Source organism: Gemmatimonadota bacterium, from assembly GCA_016719105.1.
Lineage (GTDB): Bacteria > Gemmatimonadota > Gemmatimonadetes > Gemmatimonadales > Gemmatimonadaceae > SCN-70-22.
This window is the reverse complement of record JADKAQ010000025.1, coordinates 59,174-73,531: the sequence shown is the minus strand read 5'-3', so window position 1 is coordinate 73,531 and position 14,358 is coordinate 59,174. Positions and strand designations below refer to the sequence as shown.

At 68.7% G+C, this 14,358-nt stretch carries 13 protein-coding genes; all 13 read left to right on the top strand.

Going from position 1 to position 14,358, the window contains the following annotated elements; genetic code table 11:
* The first annotated feature begins 152 nt into the window (after positions 1-152).
* The 13 genes from IPN47_21855 to IPN47_21795 all read left to right on the top strand — a co-directional run bounded on the left by IPN47_21855 (position 153) and on the right by IPN47_21795 (position 14,282).
* Positions 153-1,043, top strand: coding sequence for a deoxyribonuclease IV (locus tag IPN47_21855; protein MBK9410643.1), 891 nt, complete (start codon positions 153-155; stop codon positions 1,041-1,043).
* Positions 1,044-1,237: 194 nt separating this feature from the next.
* On the top strand, positions 1,238-2,893 hold the full coding sequence (locus IPN47_21850) for an alpha/beta fold hydrolase (GenBank protein MBK9410642.1): 1,656 nt from the start codon (positions 1,238-1,240) through the stop codon (positions 2,891-2,893).
* Positions 2,894-3,292: 399 nt separating this feature from the next.
* The gene (locus IPN47_21845; protein ID MBK9410641.1) at positions 3,293-3,667 is read left to right on the top strand and encodes an SWIB/MDM2 domain-containing protein; all 375 of its coding nucleotides are present in this window, start codon (positions 3,293-3,295) and stop codon (positions 3,665-3,667) included.
* Between the two features lie 193 nt (positions 3,668-3,860).
* On the top strand, positions 3,861-4,643 hold the full coding sequence (gene lepB, locus IPN47_21840) for a signal peptidase I (protein ID MBK9410640.1): 783 nt from the start codon (positions 3,861-3,863) through the stop codon (positions 4,641-4,643).
* Positions 4,644-4,818: 175 nt separating this feature from the next.
* Positions 4,819-7,206, top strand: a complete 2,388-nt coding sequence (locus IPN47_21835; GenBank protein ID MBK9410639.1) for a penicillin acylase family protein — start codon at positions 4,819-4,821, stop codon at positions 7,204-7,206.
* Positions 7,207-7,275: 69 nt separating this feature from the next.
* Positions 7,276-8,346 (top strand): aromatic ring-hydroxylating dioxygenase subunit alpha, encoded by a 1,071-nt coding sequence (locus IPN47_21830; protein ID MBK9410638.1) that lies wholly within the window; start codon positions 7,276-7,278, stop codon positions 8,344-8,346.
* A gap of 127 nt (positions 8,347-8,473) precedes the next feature.
* Positions 8,474-8,956 (top strand): RidA family protein, encoded by a 483-nt coding sequence (locus tag IPN47_21825; protein ID MBK9410637.1) that lies wholly within the window; start codon positions 8,474-8,476, stop codon positions 8,954-8,956.
* Positions 8,953-9,966: a prolyl oligopeptidase family serine peptidase gene (locus IPN47_21820; GenBank protein ID MBK9410636.1), complete on the top strand. Its 1,014-nt coding sequence runs from the start codon at positions 8,953-8,955 to the stop codon at positions 9,964-9,966. Before IPN47_21825 ends, IPN47_21820 begins: the two co-directional genes overlap by 4 nt.
* Before the next feature lie 129 nt (positions 9,967-10,095).
* Positions 10,096-10,638, top strand: coding sequence for a hypothetical protein (locus tag IPN47_21815; GenBank protein MBK9410635.1), 543 nt, complete (start codon positions 10,096-10,098; stop codon positions 10,636-10,638).
* Between the two features lie 15 nt (positions 10,639-10,653).
* The gene (locus tag IPN47_21810; protein ID MBK9410634.1) at positions 10,654-11,670 is read left to right on the top strand and encodes an aldo/keto reductase; all 1,017 of its coding nucleotides are present in this window, start codon (positions 10,654-10,656) and stop codon (positions 11,668-11,670) included.
* Positions 11,671-11,900: 230 nt separating this feature from the next.
* Positions 11,901-13,301 (top strand): M24 family metallopeptidase, encoded by a 1,401-nt coding sequence (locus IPN47_21805; GenBank protein MBK9410633.1) that lies wholly within the window; start codon positions 11,901-11,903, stop codon positions 13,299-13,301.
* A gap of 79 nt (positions 13,302-13,380) precedes the next feature.
* Positions 13,381-13,779, top strand: coding sequence for a co-chaperone GroES (locus IPN47_21800; protein ID MBK9410632.1), 399 nt, complete (start codon positions 13,381-13,383; stop codon positions 13,777-13,779).
* Positions 13,780-13,835: 56 nt separating this feature from the next.
* Entirely contained in the window at positions 13,836-14,282 is a 447-nt protein-coding gene (locus tag IPN47_21795; protein MBK9410631.1) for a BrxA/BrxB family bacilliredoxin, read from the top strand.
* Positions 14,283-14,358 lie beyond the last annotated feature (76 nt).

The window sequence follows — 14,358 nt, the reverse complement described above, 5'->3', positions numbered from 1 at the left end:
GGCGCGCGGCGATGCCGCGCGCCACTCTTGCGTTGGGGCCGGGGCGTGCGCCGTGCGCGCGGTGCGAATAGACTTGCACGCTCGTGCGCTGCTGTTGCCGCGCGACATCGCCCTCCTCCCCAGCACGCCACCCTCCCGTCTCCCGTCCCGGCATGACCCACTACTTCGGAGCGCACACGATTGGCACCGGTGGCGTCCACATGGCGGCGGCGCGTGCGGGCGCGGCCGGCATGAAGGCGCTGCAGATCTTTAGCGGGATGCCGCAGTTCTACAACGAGAAGGCGAGCGTCAAGCCGGAGAAGGCGCAGCGTTTCACCGAGGCGATGGCGGCGGCCGGCATCGACAAGCGGCACTGCATCGTGCACGCGGCCTACGTCCTCAACACCGCGTCGCCGGAGCCGGAGAAGTACGAGCGTGCCAAGCTCGGCCTCGCCAAGGAGCTCGAGCGCACGACCGCGCTCGGCGTGCTCGGCTTCTGTTTCCACCCCGGCTCGGCGGGGACGAGCGATCCCGCCGGGGCGATCGCGCGTGTGGGGGATGCGATGAGTTTCGCGCTCGAGAAGGTCCCCGAGGGCGCGAAGATCTTCATCGAGAACACGGCCGGGGCCGGGCGCACCATGGGGCGCGCACCGGAGGAGATTGCCGGGATGCTGGCGCGCGTCCCGGCGGCGTCGCGCGCGCGCGCCGGCTACGGGCTCGACACCTGCCATCTCTTTGCCAGCGGGCACGACTTCACGTCGGGGCCTGACGCGGCGCGTGCGCTCCTCGATCGTTTCTGCGACGTGATCGGCGAGGCGCCGTCGTTCCTGCACCTCAACGACTCCGAGGGAGATTTCGCGTCGAACAAGGATCGACACGCCCTCATCGGGGAGGGGAAGATCGGGGTCGAGCCGTTCCGTTGGCTCCTGCAGGACCCGCGCACGCAGGAGATTCCGCTCATCCTCGAGACGCCGCAGGCCAACCCGGACATCGCCGACGGCGACGCCTCGGCCGACCCGTTCGACGTGCGGATGATCACGTTGCTGCAGTCGCTGGTCGCCTAACGAACCGCGGGGCGCCCGGCGCGACGCGCAACATCGGCGGCACCGGTTTGCCGCGTGGTGGCGCGGCGGAACGCCGTGGGATGTTTCGTCGGGAATCGCGCTGTGGCACCGTGGCCTCGCACCGCGTGTACCTGTTGTTCCTCGTGCAGCTCGTCTCGTCATCACCGGCTTTTCCACGACTTCTGGCACTCTCCATGTCCGCACCACGACCGCGCCGTCAAGACGGCGTCCCGGCGCGCGCCGCGCGCCTGCTGTGCACCACCCTCCCGATCCTCGTCGCGCTGCTGCTGGTTGTCCTCGCACCGCGGCCCACGCGCGCGCAGGGCGCGCCCGGCAGCGACCTTCTCGTCCTGCTGGCAGGGAACGACACCATCGCGATCGAGCGCTTCACCCGTTCGCGGGCAGGGCTCGACGTGGAGATGCTCATCAAGCCGGCCAGCGCACGCTTCACGCTGCGTGTCGACGTCGACGCGCAGGGCCGAGCGACGCGCCTGCTCAACGACTATCGCGCGGCCACGGCCGCCGTGACCAGCGCCCCGGCGCAGCACGCCGAGGCGCGGTTCACGGGCGACAGCGTCATCGTCGACATCAGTGGGGGCGGGCGCACCGCGACGCAGCGCTTCGCCACCAGCCCGGGGGCGGTGCCGTTCATCAATCCGTCGTTTGCCATCGTCGAGTTGGTGATCCAGCGTGCCCGCGCCATCGGTGGTGACTCCGTACCGGTCCCCATCTGGAACCTGCAGGGCGGGCAGACCGCGTTCGCGAGCGTCGTGCGCCGGGGGAGCGATTCGGTGGTCGTGCTGCTGGGCAACGTCCCGGCGCGCCTGGCGGTGAATGCGGCAGGCGACATCACGGGCGGTGTCATTCCGGCGCAGGGGCTGCGCCTCGTGCGTGTGCGCGGCGGCAGTGCCAGTGCCAGCGCGATGTCGGTGGAGAAGCCGGACTATTCCGCCCCCGCCGGCGCACCCTACACGGCGGAAGAAGTCACCGTCCGCACCCCGGGCGGGCACACGCTGGCCGGGACGCTCACGATGCCTCGCGACCGAAAGGGGAAGGTGGCGGCGGTGGTCACGATCACCGGGAGCGGACCCGAAGATCGTGACGAGGCGATTCCCCCCCTGAAGGGATATCGTCCCTTCCGGCAGATTGCCGACACGCTCGGCCGTCACGGCATTGCGGTGTTGCGCCTGGACGATCGCGGCCACGGCGCGTCGACGGGCGATCACGCTTCGGCGACGAGCGCCGACTTCGCCGATGACATTCGCGCCGGGCTCGCCTACCTGCGCGCGCGCCCCGAGATCGACGGGTCGCGACTCGCACTCGTGGGACACAGCGAGGGCGGGCTCATTGCACCGATGGTGGCGGTGAGCGATCCGTCGCTGCGCGGCATCGTGCTGATGGCCGGGCCGTCACAGACGGGGCGACAGATCCTGCGCTTCCAGCTGGGGAACGCCGTGCGTCGCGACACGTCGCTCACGCCCGCGCGGCGCGACTCGTCCCTAGCGACGCTCGACGCGTCGATCGACTCGCTGGCGAGCACGTCGACGTGGTTGAAGTACTTCCTCGACTACGATCCGTTGGTCACCGCGCGCAAGGTGCGCGTGCCGACGCTGATCCTGCAGGGGGCAACGGACCAGCAGGTGACGGCGGAGCAGGCGGGGGCACTCGAGAAGGCCATGCGTGACGGCGGGAATCGTCGCGTGGCGATGCGCGTCTTTCCCGAGGCGAATCACCTCTTCGTGCAGGATGCCAACGGGAATCCGGCGGGCTACACCACGCTCCCCGATCGCTTCGTGCGCGCCGACGTGATGGCGGCGTTGCTCGACTGGCTGCGCACGACGCTCAAGTAGCAGCGGGCTGCAACCGGCGGTGCGCGCAGCGGTCGCATTCCGGCGTTTCCCTAGGGAGACGCGACGTTTTCCCGGGGAAACGCTGCTTCACGAATGGTGCGCGCGCGCGTTGCTTATGGGGGGAGCGCGTGCGCGAACGCGGCGTTTCTCAGGGGAAACGATGGGGCAAATGCACCGTGTGCAGCGTGCATGCACGGTGCGCTACGACACGTTTCTCCCCGGGGAATGGCGGTGCTGAAGAGGCTCCGTGGCGCGTTCTCCTAGGGAAAACGTCGATTTTCATAGGGGGCGCGATGCACTTCCCTATTGCGTCTCCGACGTTCGCCTTTAGTTTTTGCCGCGAAGAATTCGTGGTTTCCACCGGGGGAATTCACGTTTCCATCACTCAGGAGTCGAACGATGGCCGCTAAGAAGAAGGCCGCTGCGAAGAAGGCCGCGCCGAAGAAGGCTGCTCCGAAGAAGGCTGCCGCCAAGAAGGCGCCTGCGAAGAAGGCTGCTGCAAAGAAGCCCGCTGCGAAGCGGAAGCCGAATCCGGCGTTCATGGCGCCGATGACGCCGACCACGGAGCTCGCGGCGGTGATCGGCCCGAAGCCGCGTCCGCGTTCCCAGGTTGCCAAGGACCTGTGGGGCTATATCCACAAGAACGGCCTGCAGGACTCGAAGAACAAGCGCAACATCAACGCCGACGAGGCGCTGAAGAAGGTGTTCGGTGGCAAGAAGACCGTCTCGATGTTCGAGATGACGGCGCTCGTCAACAAGCACCTCAAGAAGTAAGCGGCGACACCACGCCGACCTCGCGAGAGGCGCGTCTCCCCTGGAGGCGCGCCTCTCGTGCATCGGGCCCCCGCGCGTCCCACTCGTCCCCCGCGCGCTCGAACGATGGAACACGACGCGCGCGCCGTCGTAGTTAAATTGCCTGCTCCGCCGCCTCCCGACCCACTCACGTCGCCCGATCCGCCCGAGCCGCATGAGCGCCAAGAAGTCATCCAAGCCCAACAACGTCGTCGCCCAGTCACGCAAGAAGTCGAGCGGCTCGTCGTTCTCGAAGAGCGCACTGTGGGAGAATGTGAAGGGGATCGGCGGTGCGATCCTGCTCTTCTTCTTCATCCGCGCCTTCTTCTTCGAGGCGTATCGCATCCCCTCGGGGAGCATGATCCCGTCGATGCTCGTGGGGGACTGGCTCTTCGTCAACAAGCTGCGCTTCGGTCCGCACGTCCCCTTCAGCAACGTGAACCTTCCCGGCTACGCCGAGCCGGCGCGCTACGACATCGCGGTCTTTGTGTCGCCGCCTCAAGTCGACCAGCCGTGGGATCCCACGCCGACGCTGGTCAAGCGCATCGTGGGGATGCCGGGTGACACGCTGCACATGCGCGACGCGAAACTCTTCGTGAACGGGATCGAGCAGCGGCAGGGCTATGGTGCGTCGTCGGAGGCGGGCGATCCCAACGAGGTGAGTCCGCTCTTCGATTGGCAGAAGGAGATCGCACTCACCGCCTCGCGCTTCGGCGCGGCACCGGCGCAGCCGACGCACGACTACTGGGGACCGCTCGTGGTGCCGCAGGGGCACTACTTCATGATGGGCGACAACCGCTACAACTCGAAGGACTCGCGCTACTGGGGCGTCGTGCCGCGCGAGAACTTTCGTGGGCGCCCGCTCTTCGTGTACTACTCGTGGAACGCCGAGAGCGATCGCCCGCTCGCGTTCATCACGGCGATTCGGTGGGGGCGGATCGGACACTGGATCAAGTAAGGCGTGAGTCGCCTGTCTCTCGGCGTGCGCGCCCTCGCCGCAGGCGCCGCGCACTGACCAGTGGCCTCGAGTTGGGGCGCGTCCCTTCCGCGCGACCGTTGTCGCGACGCAACGTTGTAGGGGCGCGCGCCGAGTGGCGCGAGGGCGAACACCACCGACGCGGACGAAGACGGGCATGGCGGCACATCGCGGATGGATCCTCGCTGGCGTGACAGCGCTGGCAGCCTCGGGGGCGGTCGCCTGGCGCGGGCGTGCGGTGGAGGAGCGGCGTCTGCAGGTGCCGGGGCTCACGGCCTCCGTGGAAGTGCGCCGCGATCGGTGGGGGGTGCCGCACATCTACGCGAAGAACACGCACGACCTCTTCTTCGCGCAGGGATTCGTCGTGGCGCAGGATCGCCTCTTCCAGATGGAGATGTGGCGGCGAGCGGGCGAAGGTCGGCTGGCGGAGGTCCTGGGGCCCTCGGCGGTGGATCGTGATCGCTTCGCGCGCACCTTCAAGTACCGCGGCGACATGAAGAAGGAGTGGGCGGCCTACGCGCCCGACGCCAAGGCGATCGTCACCGCCTTCGTGAGCGGGGTGAACGCGTACATCGCGCAGGCCGGCGACTCGCTCCCGCCCGAGTTCGGGATGCTCGGCTTTCGCCCAGAGCCGTGGAGCATCGAGGTGCCGCTGTCTCGTGCCACCGGGCTTTCCGGCGTCTCGAACGGGTCGTCGGAGGTGCTCCGTGCGCAGCTGGTCGCCAAGCTCGGGGCCAAGCGGGTCGAGGCACTCCTCCCGGTCGATCCGGTGCGCGCACTCGACCCGGCGCCGGGGCTCGACCTGGCCGGGATCGGTGCCGCATCGTTAGGTGGCTTCGGGTCGGCCTTTGCCGACGTGGCGTACAACCGCATCGAAGGGTCGAACAACTGGACCGTCAGCGGGCGCAAGACTGCCACCGGGCGGCCGATCCTCGCCAACGATCCGCACCGCGTCATCACGAACCCGGCGGTGCGATACCTCACCCACCTGGTGGCACCGGGGTGGAACGTGATCGGGGCAGGGGAGCCGGCGAGCCCGGGGGTGTCGATCGGGCACAATGACCGCATCGCCTTCGGGCTGACGGTGGTGGGGATGGACCAGCAGGACGTGTACGTGGAGACGTTAGGCGCCTGCCCGGCGCGACCGGGGGGCCCCCCCCAACAACAACGTGCCACCGCCGCCGCGTCCTCGCCAAACCAATCGGTTCCCCACCGGACCGAATCCTCGCTCGACTGCTACCGCCACAAGGGCGCCTGGCGCCATGTGCAGTCCATCACCGACACGATTCGCGTGAAGGGGGAGGCGCCGCGCGTCGTCACCCTGCGCTACACCGTGCACGGCCCCATCGTCTCCGTCGACACCGCGCGCCGGCGCGCCTTCGCCATCCGCTCGGTGCACGCCGAGCCGGGGACCGCCTCCTACCTCGCCTCACTCTCGCTCAACCGTGCGCGCAACTGGCCGCAGTTCCAGGCGGCGATGACGCGCTGGCTCATGCCGAGCGAGAACATGATCTACGCCGACGTCGACGGGAACATCGGGTGGGTGGCCGGCGGACTCATGCCCACGCGCAGCTGGTCCGGGCTCCTCCCGGTCCCCGGCGAAGGGAGCCACGAGTGGTCGGGCTTCGTCCCCGGGATGCAGCTGCCGCGCGCCTTCAATCCGGCCGAGGGCTACATCGCCACGGCGAACCACAACATTCTCCCCGACAGCTACCCCATCCCGCTCTCGTACGAGTGGGCCTCGCGCTATCGCATCGATCGCGTGCACGAGGTCCTGCGCCAGCCGCGCAAGTTCACCGTCGACGATTTCCGGCAGTTGCAACACGACGACCACTCCAAGCTGGCCGAGGCGCTCGTTCCTTCGCTCACGGCGGCGGCGAACCGGTGGGGGGTCTCGGGACGAGCGGACGTGAGGCTCCTGGCCGACTGGAACCTGCGCATGTCGCGCGACCAGGTGGCCCCGACGCTCTTCGCCGCGTGGGCCCCGGCCGTCTACCGCCGAGCGATCGCGGCCCAGCTCCCCGACGATCGGGAGACGAGCGCGGCGCTCGCGCTGCGCCCCGAGTACCAGTGGCTGGAACGAACGCTGGCCACGTCGGCGACCCCGGCCAGCGACTCCCTCCTCCTCGGCGCGCTCGACGACGCCGTCGCCGACCTCACGCGCCGCTTTGGGGCCGACCGCGCCGCCTGGCGGTACGGCGACGTGCACCTGGCGGTCTTCCGCCATCCGCTCTCCTCGCGCTACGACCTCCCGTCGGCCTCCCGCGGTGGCGACGGGAACACGGTCTACGCGACCGGCGGGCGCGACTTCAAGCAGACCGCTGGCGCGTCCTTCCGCGAAATCATCGACCTGGGCGACTTCGACCGCTCCGTCGTGACCAACGTCCCGGGCCAGTCCGCGGATCCGCGCAGCGCGCACTACGGCGACCTGTTGCCGCTGTGGGGCAAGGATGACTATTTCCCCCTCGTCTACAGCCGCAAGCGTGTCGAGCAGGAAACCGAGCAGGTCCTCTGGCTGCAACCACAACGCCGGGCGACGCGATGAGTGCGAGACGGTCGGTGCCGTCGCGTCTCACGCGTTGCTGCCGTCGTTCCCTCCCGTAGGGTCGCGCGCATGCCCTTTTCGTTCAACCTCGACGTCTCCCACGCCTCCACGATCCCGGCGAGGCTGTACAACGATCCGGTCTACCTCGAGCTCGAGGTGGGGAAGATCTTCGCGAAGACGTGGCAGCTCGTGGGGCGGACGGAGCAGCTGGCGGAGAGCGGTTCGTACCTCACCGCGGAGATCGCCAACGAGTCGATCGTGATCGTGCGCGATGGCGAGGTCTTGCGCGGCTTTCACAACGTCTGCCTGCATCGCGCGGGTCCGGTCGCGACCGGGTGCGGTCGACGACAAAGCATGCAGTGCAAGTATCACGGGTGGACCTACAGCCTCCAGGGGGCGCTGGTCCGTGCGCCCGGCATGGAAGGGACCGCCAACTTTTCCCCCGGCGACTTCCAGCTGCTCCCGGTGCAGGTCGCCACGTGGGGCCCCCTCGTCTTCGCCAACCTCGACCTCAAGGCGCCGCCGCTCGCGCACTTCATCGAGGACATTCCGCAGCAGTGCGAGCGCTTCCACGCCGAGCGCATGCGCTACGTCATGTCGCGGGAGTGGACGATCCACTGCAACTGGAAGGTCTACGTCGACAACTACCTCGAGGGGTATCACGTGTCGGTCGTGCACCCCGGGCTGCACAAGGAGCTCGATGTGGACCGGTACGTCGTCGAGCCGCATCGGTACTACTCGCGCCAGTACGCGCCGCTGCGCCCCCTCGCGGCGCACGCGGCCGACCGCAAGTACATCCCGCGCGCCGGTGACGATGAGGCGCATTACTACTGGATCTATCCCAACTGGATGCTCAACATCTACCAGGGGCAGATGCAGACCAACATCGTCCTCCCCATCGACCACAACACGACGCGCGTCCGCTTCGACTGGTACGCGGTGAACCCGCCGGCCGACAACGACCCGGATTGGGCGCGCATCACCGACTTCAGCTTCGAGATCCAGGACGAGGACATCGCGATCTGCGAAGCCGTGCAGCGCAACCTGCGATCGCGCATCTACGATCGCGGGCGCTACTCGGCGACCAGGGAAAATGGCGTGCACCATTTTCATTCGCTGCTGCACGAGTCGCTGACGTGAGCGACGGGACGATGCACGGGCCGCGGGCACCCCGGCGACGGCCGGGGCGCCGCAGTCACGCAGGCCGAGTGACGACCAGGCGGTCGTGGACGCTCCCGACACCTTTCCCCTTCACCTCTCCATACCGATGAACGCTCGACTGCTGGTTCTCCCGCTGCTCGTGGTTGGGGCATGCTCGCGCGCCACGCCGACGCCTGCCCCCGCGCCGTCGCCCGCCTCCGTGACCGAGAACGGGGTCACCTGGCACCTCCCCTACGGCAAGCCGACGCGCCCCTTCTCGCCGGCGGTGCAGGTCGGCAACCTCCTCTTCCTGGCCGGGCAGATCGGGACCTCGGCCAGCGCGCAGGGGGGTGTCGTACCCGGCGGGATCCAGGCCGAGACTCGGCAAACCATGGAGAACATCAAGGACGTGCTGGAGAAGAGCGGATCCTCGCTCGACCGCGTGGTGAAGTGCACCGTCTTCATGGCCGACATGCGCGAGTGGGATGCGATGAACGAGATCTACACGACCTTCTTCCCGCGCAACAAGCCGGCGCGCAGCGCGCTCGGGGCGAACGGGCTGGCCCTCGGCGCCCGGGTGGAGATCGAGTGCATCGCGGCGGTGCCGTGAGGCGCGCCGCCCGGGCCCTGCTCCCGGTCGCGGCGGTGCTCGCCGGGGGGCTGCTCGCGCGCCCCCTGCCGGCGCAGGTGGTGCCCCGCGGCACCGTCGATACGCTCACCTTCTGGTCGCAGGCGTTAGGCACGCAGAAGCGCGCCATCGTCTGGCTCCCGCCGGGATACGCCACGCAGCCGGCGCGTCGCTTTCCGTCGGTCTACTACCTGCACGGGCTCTGGGGGAGCGAGACCGACTGGACGAAGCAGGGAAGGCTCGACGAGACGCTGGACTCGCTCACCGCCGCTGGCCTGCCGGAGATGGTCGTCGTGATGCCGGATGGCGACGACGGGTGGTACACCACCTGGAACCGGCTCTTCGACATCTCGGTCTGCCGTCGCGAGTTCAAGCCGCGCCCCGGCGATGACACCGACGCCTCGTACTGCGTGCCGTGGCCGCACTACGACGACTACATCGCCCACGATCTCGTGACGGCGGTCGATCGGCGCTACCGCACCGTGGCCAGCCGCGCGCAGCGCGCGATCGCCGGGTTGAGCATGGGTGGCTACGGCGCGCTGACGATGGCGTTGCAGTATCCCGAGGTCTTTCGCGCCGCGGCAAGCCACTCCGGCGTCGTCTCCCCGGCGTACACGGGCGCACATCCGTTCGACGGGGTGCCGCGGTACGCGCAGAGCGACGCCGCGCTGCGCGAAAGCTGGGGCGATCGCATGTGGCCGCTCATCGCGCCGGCGTTCGGTGCCGACACCGCCGCCTGGTATGCCCGCGACCCGCTCCGTCGGGCGCAACGCCTGGCGGCGACACGTCGCGACCTCGTGCCCGCGATCTTCCTCGACTGCGGGACCGAGGACGGGCTCATCGACCAGAGTCGCGTGCTCCGCGCCGAGCTGACCCGGCTGGGGTTCGCGCCGGCATATGCCGAGTGGCCCGGCAAGCACGATTGGGACTATTGGCGCGTGCATGCGCGTGAGAGCCTTGCCTGGCTCGCGCAGCAGGTCGCGGTGCGCTAGCGACGGTTGTCGGACGACAGGCGTGGCGACGGCCGATCTTCCGCCGCTGCCGCGGTGTCCCTCGGCGCACACGGAATGTGTGCGCCGCCACGCTGTCGGAGCCTCGCTCCGAGCCCTAGCTTCCCCGACATGGCTCCCTTCTTTCCTGCAATCACCGGGACGTTCAAGCTCGAGGAACCGCCGGCGATTCGGCGGTTCTCGATGTCGATCGTGGCGATGGCGCTGGTCACGGGCGTCTTCCTGCGCTTGTTCTGGGCGGTGGTGTTCACGCAGGGGCCTAACGATTCGCTCGTCTTTGCCGGCGCGATGTTCGCCGTGCGCCTCATCCTCCTGTTCGGGATGACGGCGTTGCACCTGGGGAATTACACGCTGCGGCACTGGCTCTGGCGCGCCCCGCTGTTCGCGGTCCTCGAGGCGGTGGCCGAGTCGCTGGCCTCACTCGCCCTGATCGCCATGCGTGCCGAGCCCATGGGGTCGGCGCGTGCCACCTTCGACGACTGGCCGTCGATGGCCAGCTCGACGCTGTTCTGGCGCGTGATCGCCGTGGGGGCGTTCGCCCTCGTCCTCGCTGGCGTGGTGCAGCTCGTGCGCTACCAACTACTCAAGCGGGCGCACCGCGACCACACCTTTTCGGCCGTGCATCACGACGCCTCGACGCACCACAAGGGCTGAGGTCCTCTCGTCTTCATGCAGTTCACACGGTTGGGCCAGACCGGCCTCGTCGTCTCGCGCATCGCCCTGGGGTGCATGAGCTATGGCACCCGGCAATGGCGCCCCTGGGTGCTCGAGGAGGAGGAGGCACGCCCCTTCTTCCGGCGGGCGGTGGAGTTGGGGATCAACTTCTTCGATACCGCGGATGTGTACTCGCTCGGGGTGAGCGAGGAGGTGACCGGGCGGGCGCTGCGCGAGTACGCGCGCCTCGACGAAGTGGTCATCGCAACGAAGGTGCGCCTCAAGATGGGCGACGGTCCCAACCGGATCGGGCTCTCGCGCAAGCACATCATCCAGTCGTGCGAGGACTCGCTGCGGCGGCTTGGGGTGGAGCGCATCGACCTGTACCAGATCCACCGCCATCACGCCGAGACGCCGGTGGAGGAGACGCTGGCCGCGCTGGATCATCTCGTCAGGCAGGGGAAGGTCCTGTACCTCGGCGCCAGCTCGATGTTCGCCTGGCAGCTGATGAAGGCCCTCTCGGTGTCCGAGCGCAACGGATGGGCGAAGTTCGTGAGCATGCAGAACCACTACAACCTCGTGTACCGGGAAGAGGAGCGCGAGATGATCCCGCTCTGTCTCGACCAGGGACTCGGCGTGATCCCGTGGTCGCCGCTCGCACGCGGCTTGTTAGGCGGGAAGCGCCAGCGCGGGGGACACGGGATGTCGCCGCGCGACGACGGCGATGGCGTGCTGGCCGACCAGCTGTACGACCATCCGGCCGATTGGGACGTGGTCGAGGCGACGATCCGGGTGGCCGCGCGGCGAGGGGTGCAGCCGGCGCAGGTGGCGCTGGCGTGGCTGCTCTCGCGTCCCGGGGTGACCGCGCCGATCGTCGGGACGACGAAGCTCGAGCAGCTCGACGCGGCCGCGGCGGCGTGCGACCTGGTGCTGACGGCGGAGGAGTGTGCGGAGCTGGAGTCGCCGTACCAGCCACACCCGGTGCGCGGCTGGTTGGACGGCGGGTTGGTGCTGACGAACATGAAGCGGTAGCGACGCGGCAGGGCGACGAGCGAGCGGGGGGAGCGACGTGGTCGTGGCGGGGGGCCCCCCCCGAACCACAACATCTCACCTGCCGCCCCAACTCGCAGCATCATTCCACCGCACCGCGTACCATTTCGTTTCCACCCCCGTCGCACCCTCGACGCGCTCCGCCCTCCGCCTCGTCCCCCCCCCCCCGAGCAGCTCCGCCGCTCGCCCCCCCGACCCCCGTCTCCCGTCTCATGACGTCCCGCGCCGCCCTCGCCACGCTCGCCGCCCTCACCCTCGCCGCCGCCCCCGGCGACGCCCAGTCGCGCCCCCTCGGCACGCTCCGCGAGCAGGCCGCCACGCAACAGCGCTGGCTCAAGCAGCGCATGGAGACCGTCCTTCCCAAGCTCCTGCGCACGCACGGCATCGACCTCTGGGTCGTGTCCATGCGCGAGTACAACGAGGATCCGGTCTTCTCGTCCATCGTCTCGCCCACCACCTTCGCGGCGCGTCGGCGCACGATCTATGTCTTCTTCGACAAGTGCGCCGCCTCGGGCAAGGCCGACCCCGGCGACGGCTCCTGCGTCGAGCGGTTGGCGTTAGGCGGCACCTCGCAGGGCGGGATCTACAAGGCCTACACGGCCAAGGCCGTGATCGACAACCCCGCCGGCGGGCGCAACGCCGAGCTGTGGGGCGACCAGCAGTGGCTCCTCCTCAAGGAAGTGCTCGAGGAGCGCAACCCCAAGGTCATCGGCATCGACGTCTCCCGCACGCATGCCTTCTCCGATGGCCTCTCGGCTGGCGAGCTCGAAGGGATGACCGCCATGCTCGGGAAGAAGTGGACGTCGCGCTTCAAGAAGGCGGAAGCACTCCCGTTGCAGCTGATCGCCGCCCGGCTCCCCGAGGAGGAGGTCGTCTTCGGCAAGATGAACGAGCTGGTCCACTCGCTCATCGCCCGCATGTTCTCCAACGAGGTCATCACCCCCGGCGTCACGCGCACCGACGATCTCGTCTGGTGGTGGCGCCAGCAGGTCAATGACCTCGGGCTCGGCACCTGGTTCCAGCCGTCGGTCTCCATCCAGCGCCGCGGCGCCACCGGCGCCACGTTAGGCGAGAACCCGGTCATCCAGCCGGGTGACGTCCTGCACTGCGATGTCGGCATCACCGCCATGCGCCTCAACACCGACACGCAGCACAACGCCTACGTCCTCAAGGACGGCGAGACCGCCCCGTCGCCGGGACTCATCAAGGCGCTCGCGAACTCGAACCGCTTCCAGGACATCCTGTTCGAGGAGACGCGACCCGGTCGCAGCGGGAACGAGATCCTCCGCGCCACGCGCGCCAAGCTCAAGGCCGAAGGGGTCGAGGGGACGATGTACTCGCACCCCATCGGCATGCACGGCCACGGCGCCGGCCCCATCTTCGGACTCTGGGACTACCAGGACGGGGTCCCGGGCCGCGGAGACGCCACCGTCATCCCCAGCATGTGGTTCTCGTCGGAGCTGCAGACCACCTCCACCGTCCCCGAATGGGGGAACCAGAAGGTGAGCCTGGCCCAGGAAGAGGACTTCATCCTCGGCGCCGACGGCAAGCCGCGCTGGGCCTTCAAGCGGCAGAGCGAGTACCACCTCGTGCGGCCGAAGGTCACGCAGTGAGTCTTCCCGTCTTCAGCACGATATATTCGTGCGAGAACCATCGGCCCCTCCACGGTTCTCCGTGGGGCTGCACCCCGGGATGAGAGTGCACGTGAAGAGAGAGCACAAGCGACTGATCGTCGTCGGTGACCGCGTCCTCGTGAAGTCCGAAGAGGGCGAGGAGCGTACGAAGGTCGGCCTGTACCTGCCGTCGACCGCGATCGATTCGCAGGCAGTGCAGGGGGGAAACATCGTGGCGACCGGACCCGGGCTCCCCATGCCCGACCTTGCCGATGCCAGCGACGAGCCATGGCGCCAAGCCACCGGCGCCTCACGCGAGACGCGTTTCGTCCCCATGCAGGCCCGCACCGGCGACTACGCCCTCTTTTTCCGGAAGGCCGCGGTCGAAATCACGTTCGAGAACGAGCGCTACCTGGTCGTCCCGCAGAGCGCGATCCTCGCACTCGTGCGGGAAGAAGTCGAGTTCGACGACGAGTAGACTGGCCTGTCCGCCCGTCTCCCCTCACCCGTCTCCTGTCTCCAGAGGTTGTACAGATGTCGATGCCCCGCATGATGTACGATGAACGCCTCGTCGCGCCGATTCGCGAGGACCTCACCCGCGTCGGCTTCACCGAGCTTCGCACGGCGGCCGATGTCGATGCGGCTGTTCCCAACAGCACCGGTACCACGCTGGTGGTCGTGAACTCCGTGTGCGGTTGCTCGGCCCGTATGGCGCGCCCCGCCGTCCGTCACGCCGTCGAGCAGGCCAAGGTGAAGCCCGATCACCTGACGACGGTCTTCGCCGGCCAGGATGCCGAAGCCACGGAGCGCGCCCGCTCGTACTTCGTGGGGTATCCCCCGTCGTCACCCTCCATCGCCCTCATGAAGGACGGCAAGCTGGTCTACTTCATGGAGCGTTGGCAGATCGAGAGCCGCGACGCCGAGGCGATCAGCGCCGACCTCGTGGCCGCCTTCGAGACCCACTGCGCCCCGAGGACGTGAGTTCGTTGTGAGTTCGTTCGCCCCCTCCTGCTGACTCCCTCCTGAAAGGTCGCCGGCCCACTCGCCCAGGCCGGCG

Bases quoted from the DNA above. Each gene is read 5' to 3' on its own strand.
- IPN47_21855 (MBK9410643.1), top strand. From the start codon at position 153: ATGACCCACTACTTCGGAGCGCACACGATTGGCACCGGTGGCGTCCAC.
- IPN47_21850 (MBK9410642.1), top strand. From the start codon at position 1,238: ATGTCCGCACCACGACCGCGCCGTCAAGACGGCGTCCCGGCGCGCGCC.
- IPN47_21845 (MBK9410641.1), top strand. From the start codon at position 3,293: ATGGCCGCTAAGAAGAAGGCCGCTGCGAAGAAGGCCGCGCCGAAGAAG.
- lepB (MBK9410640.1), top strand. From the start codon at position 3,861: ATGAGCGCCAAGAAGTCATCCAAGCCCAACAACGTCGTCGCCCAGTCA.
- IPN47_21835 (MBK9410639.1), top strand. From the start codon at position 4,819: ATGGCGGCACATCGCGGATGGATCCTCGCTGGCGTGACAGCGCTGGCA.
- IPN47_21830 (MBK9410638.1), top strand. From the start codon at position 7,276: ATGCCCTTTTCGTTCAACCTCGACGTCTCCCACGCCTCCACGATCCCG.
- IPN47_21825 (MBK9410637.1), top strand. From the start codon at position 8,474: ATGAACGCTCGACTGCTGGTTCTCCCGCTGCTCGTGGTTGGGGCATGC.
- IPN47_21815 (MBK9410635.1), top strand. From the start codon at position 10,096: ATGGCTCCCTTCTTTCCTGCAATCACCGGGACGTTCAAGCTCGAGGAA.
- IPN47_21810 (MBK9410634.1), top strand. From the start codon at position 10,654: ATGCAGTTCACACGGTTGGGCCAGACCGGCCTCGTCGTCTCGCGCATC.
- IPN47_21805 (MBK9410633.1), top strand. From the start codon at position 11,901: ATGACGTCCCGCGCCGCCCTCGCCACGCTCGCCGCCCTCACCCTCGCC.
- IPN47_21800 (MBK9410632.1), top strand. From the start codon at position 13,381: ATGAGAGTGCACGTGAAGAGAGAGCACAAGCGACTGATCGTCGTCGGT.
- IPN47_21795 (MBK9410631.1), top strand. From the start codon at position 13,836: ATGTCGATGCCCCGCATGATGTACGATGAACGCCTCGTCGCGCCGATT.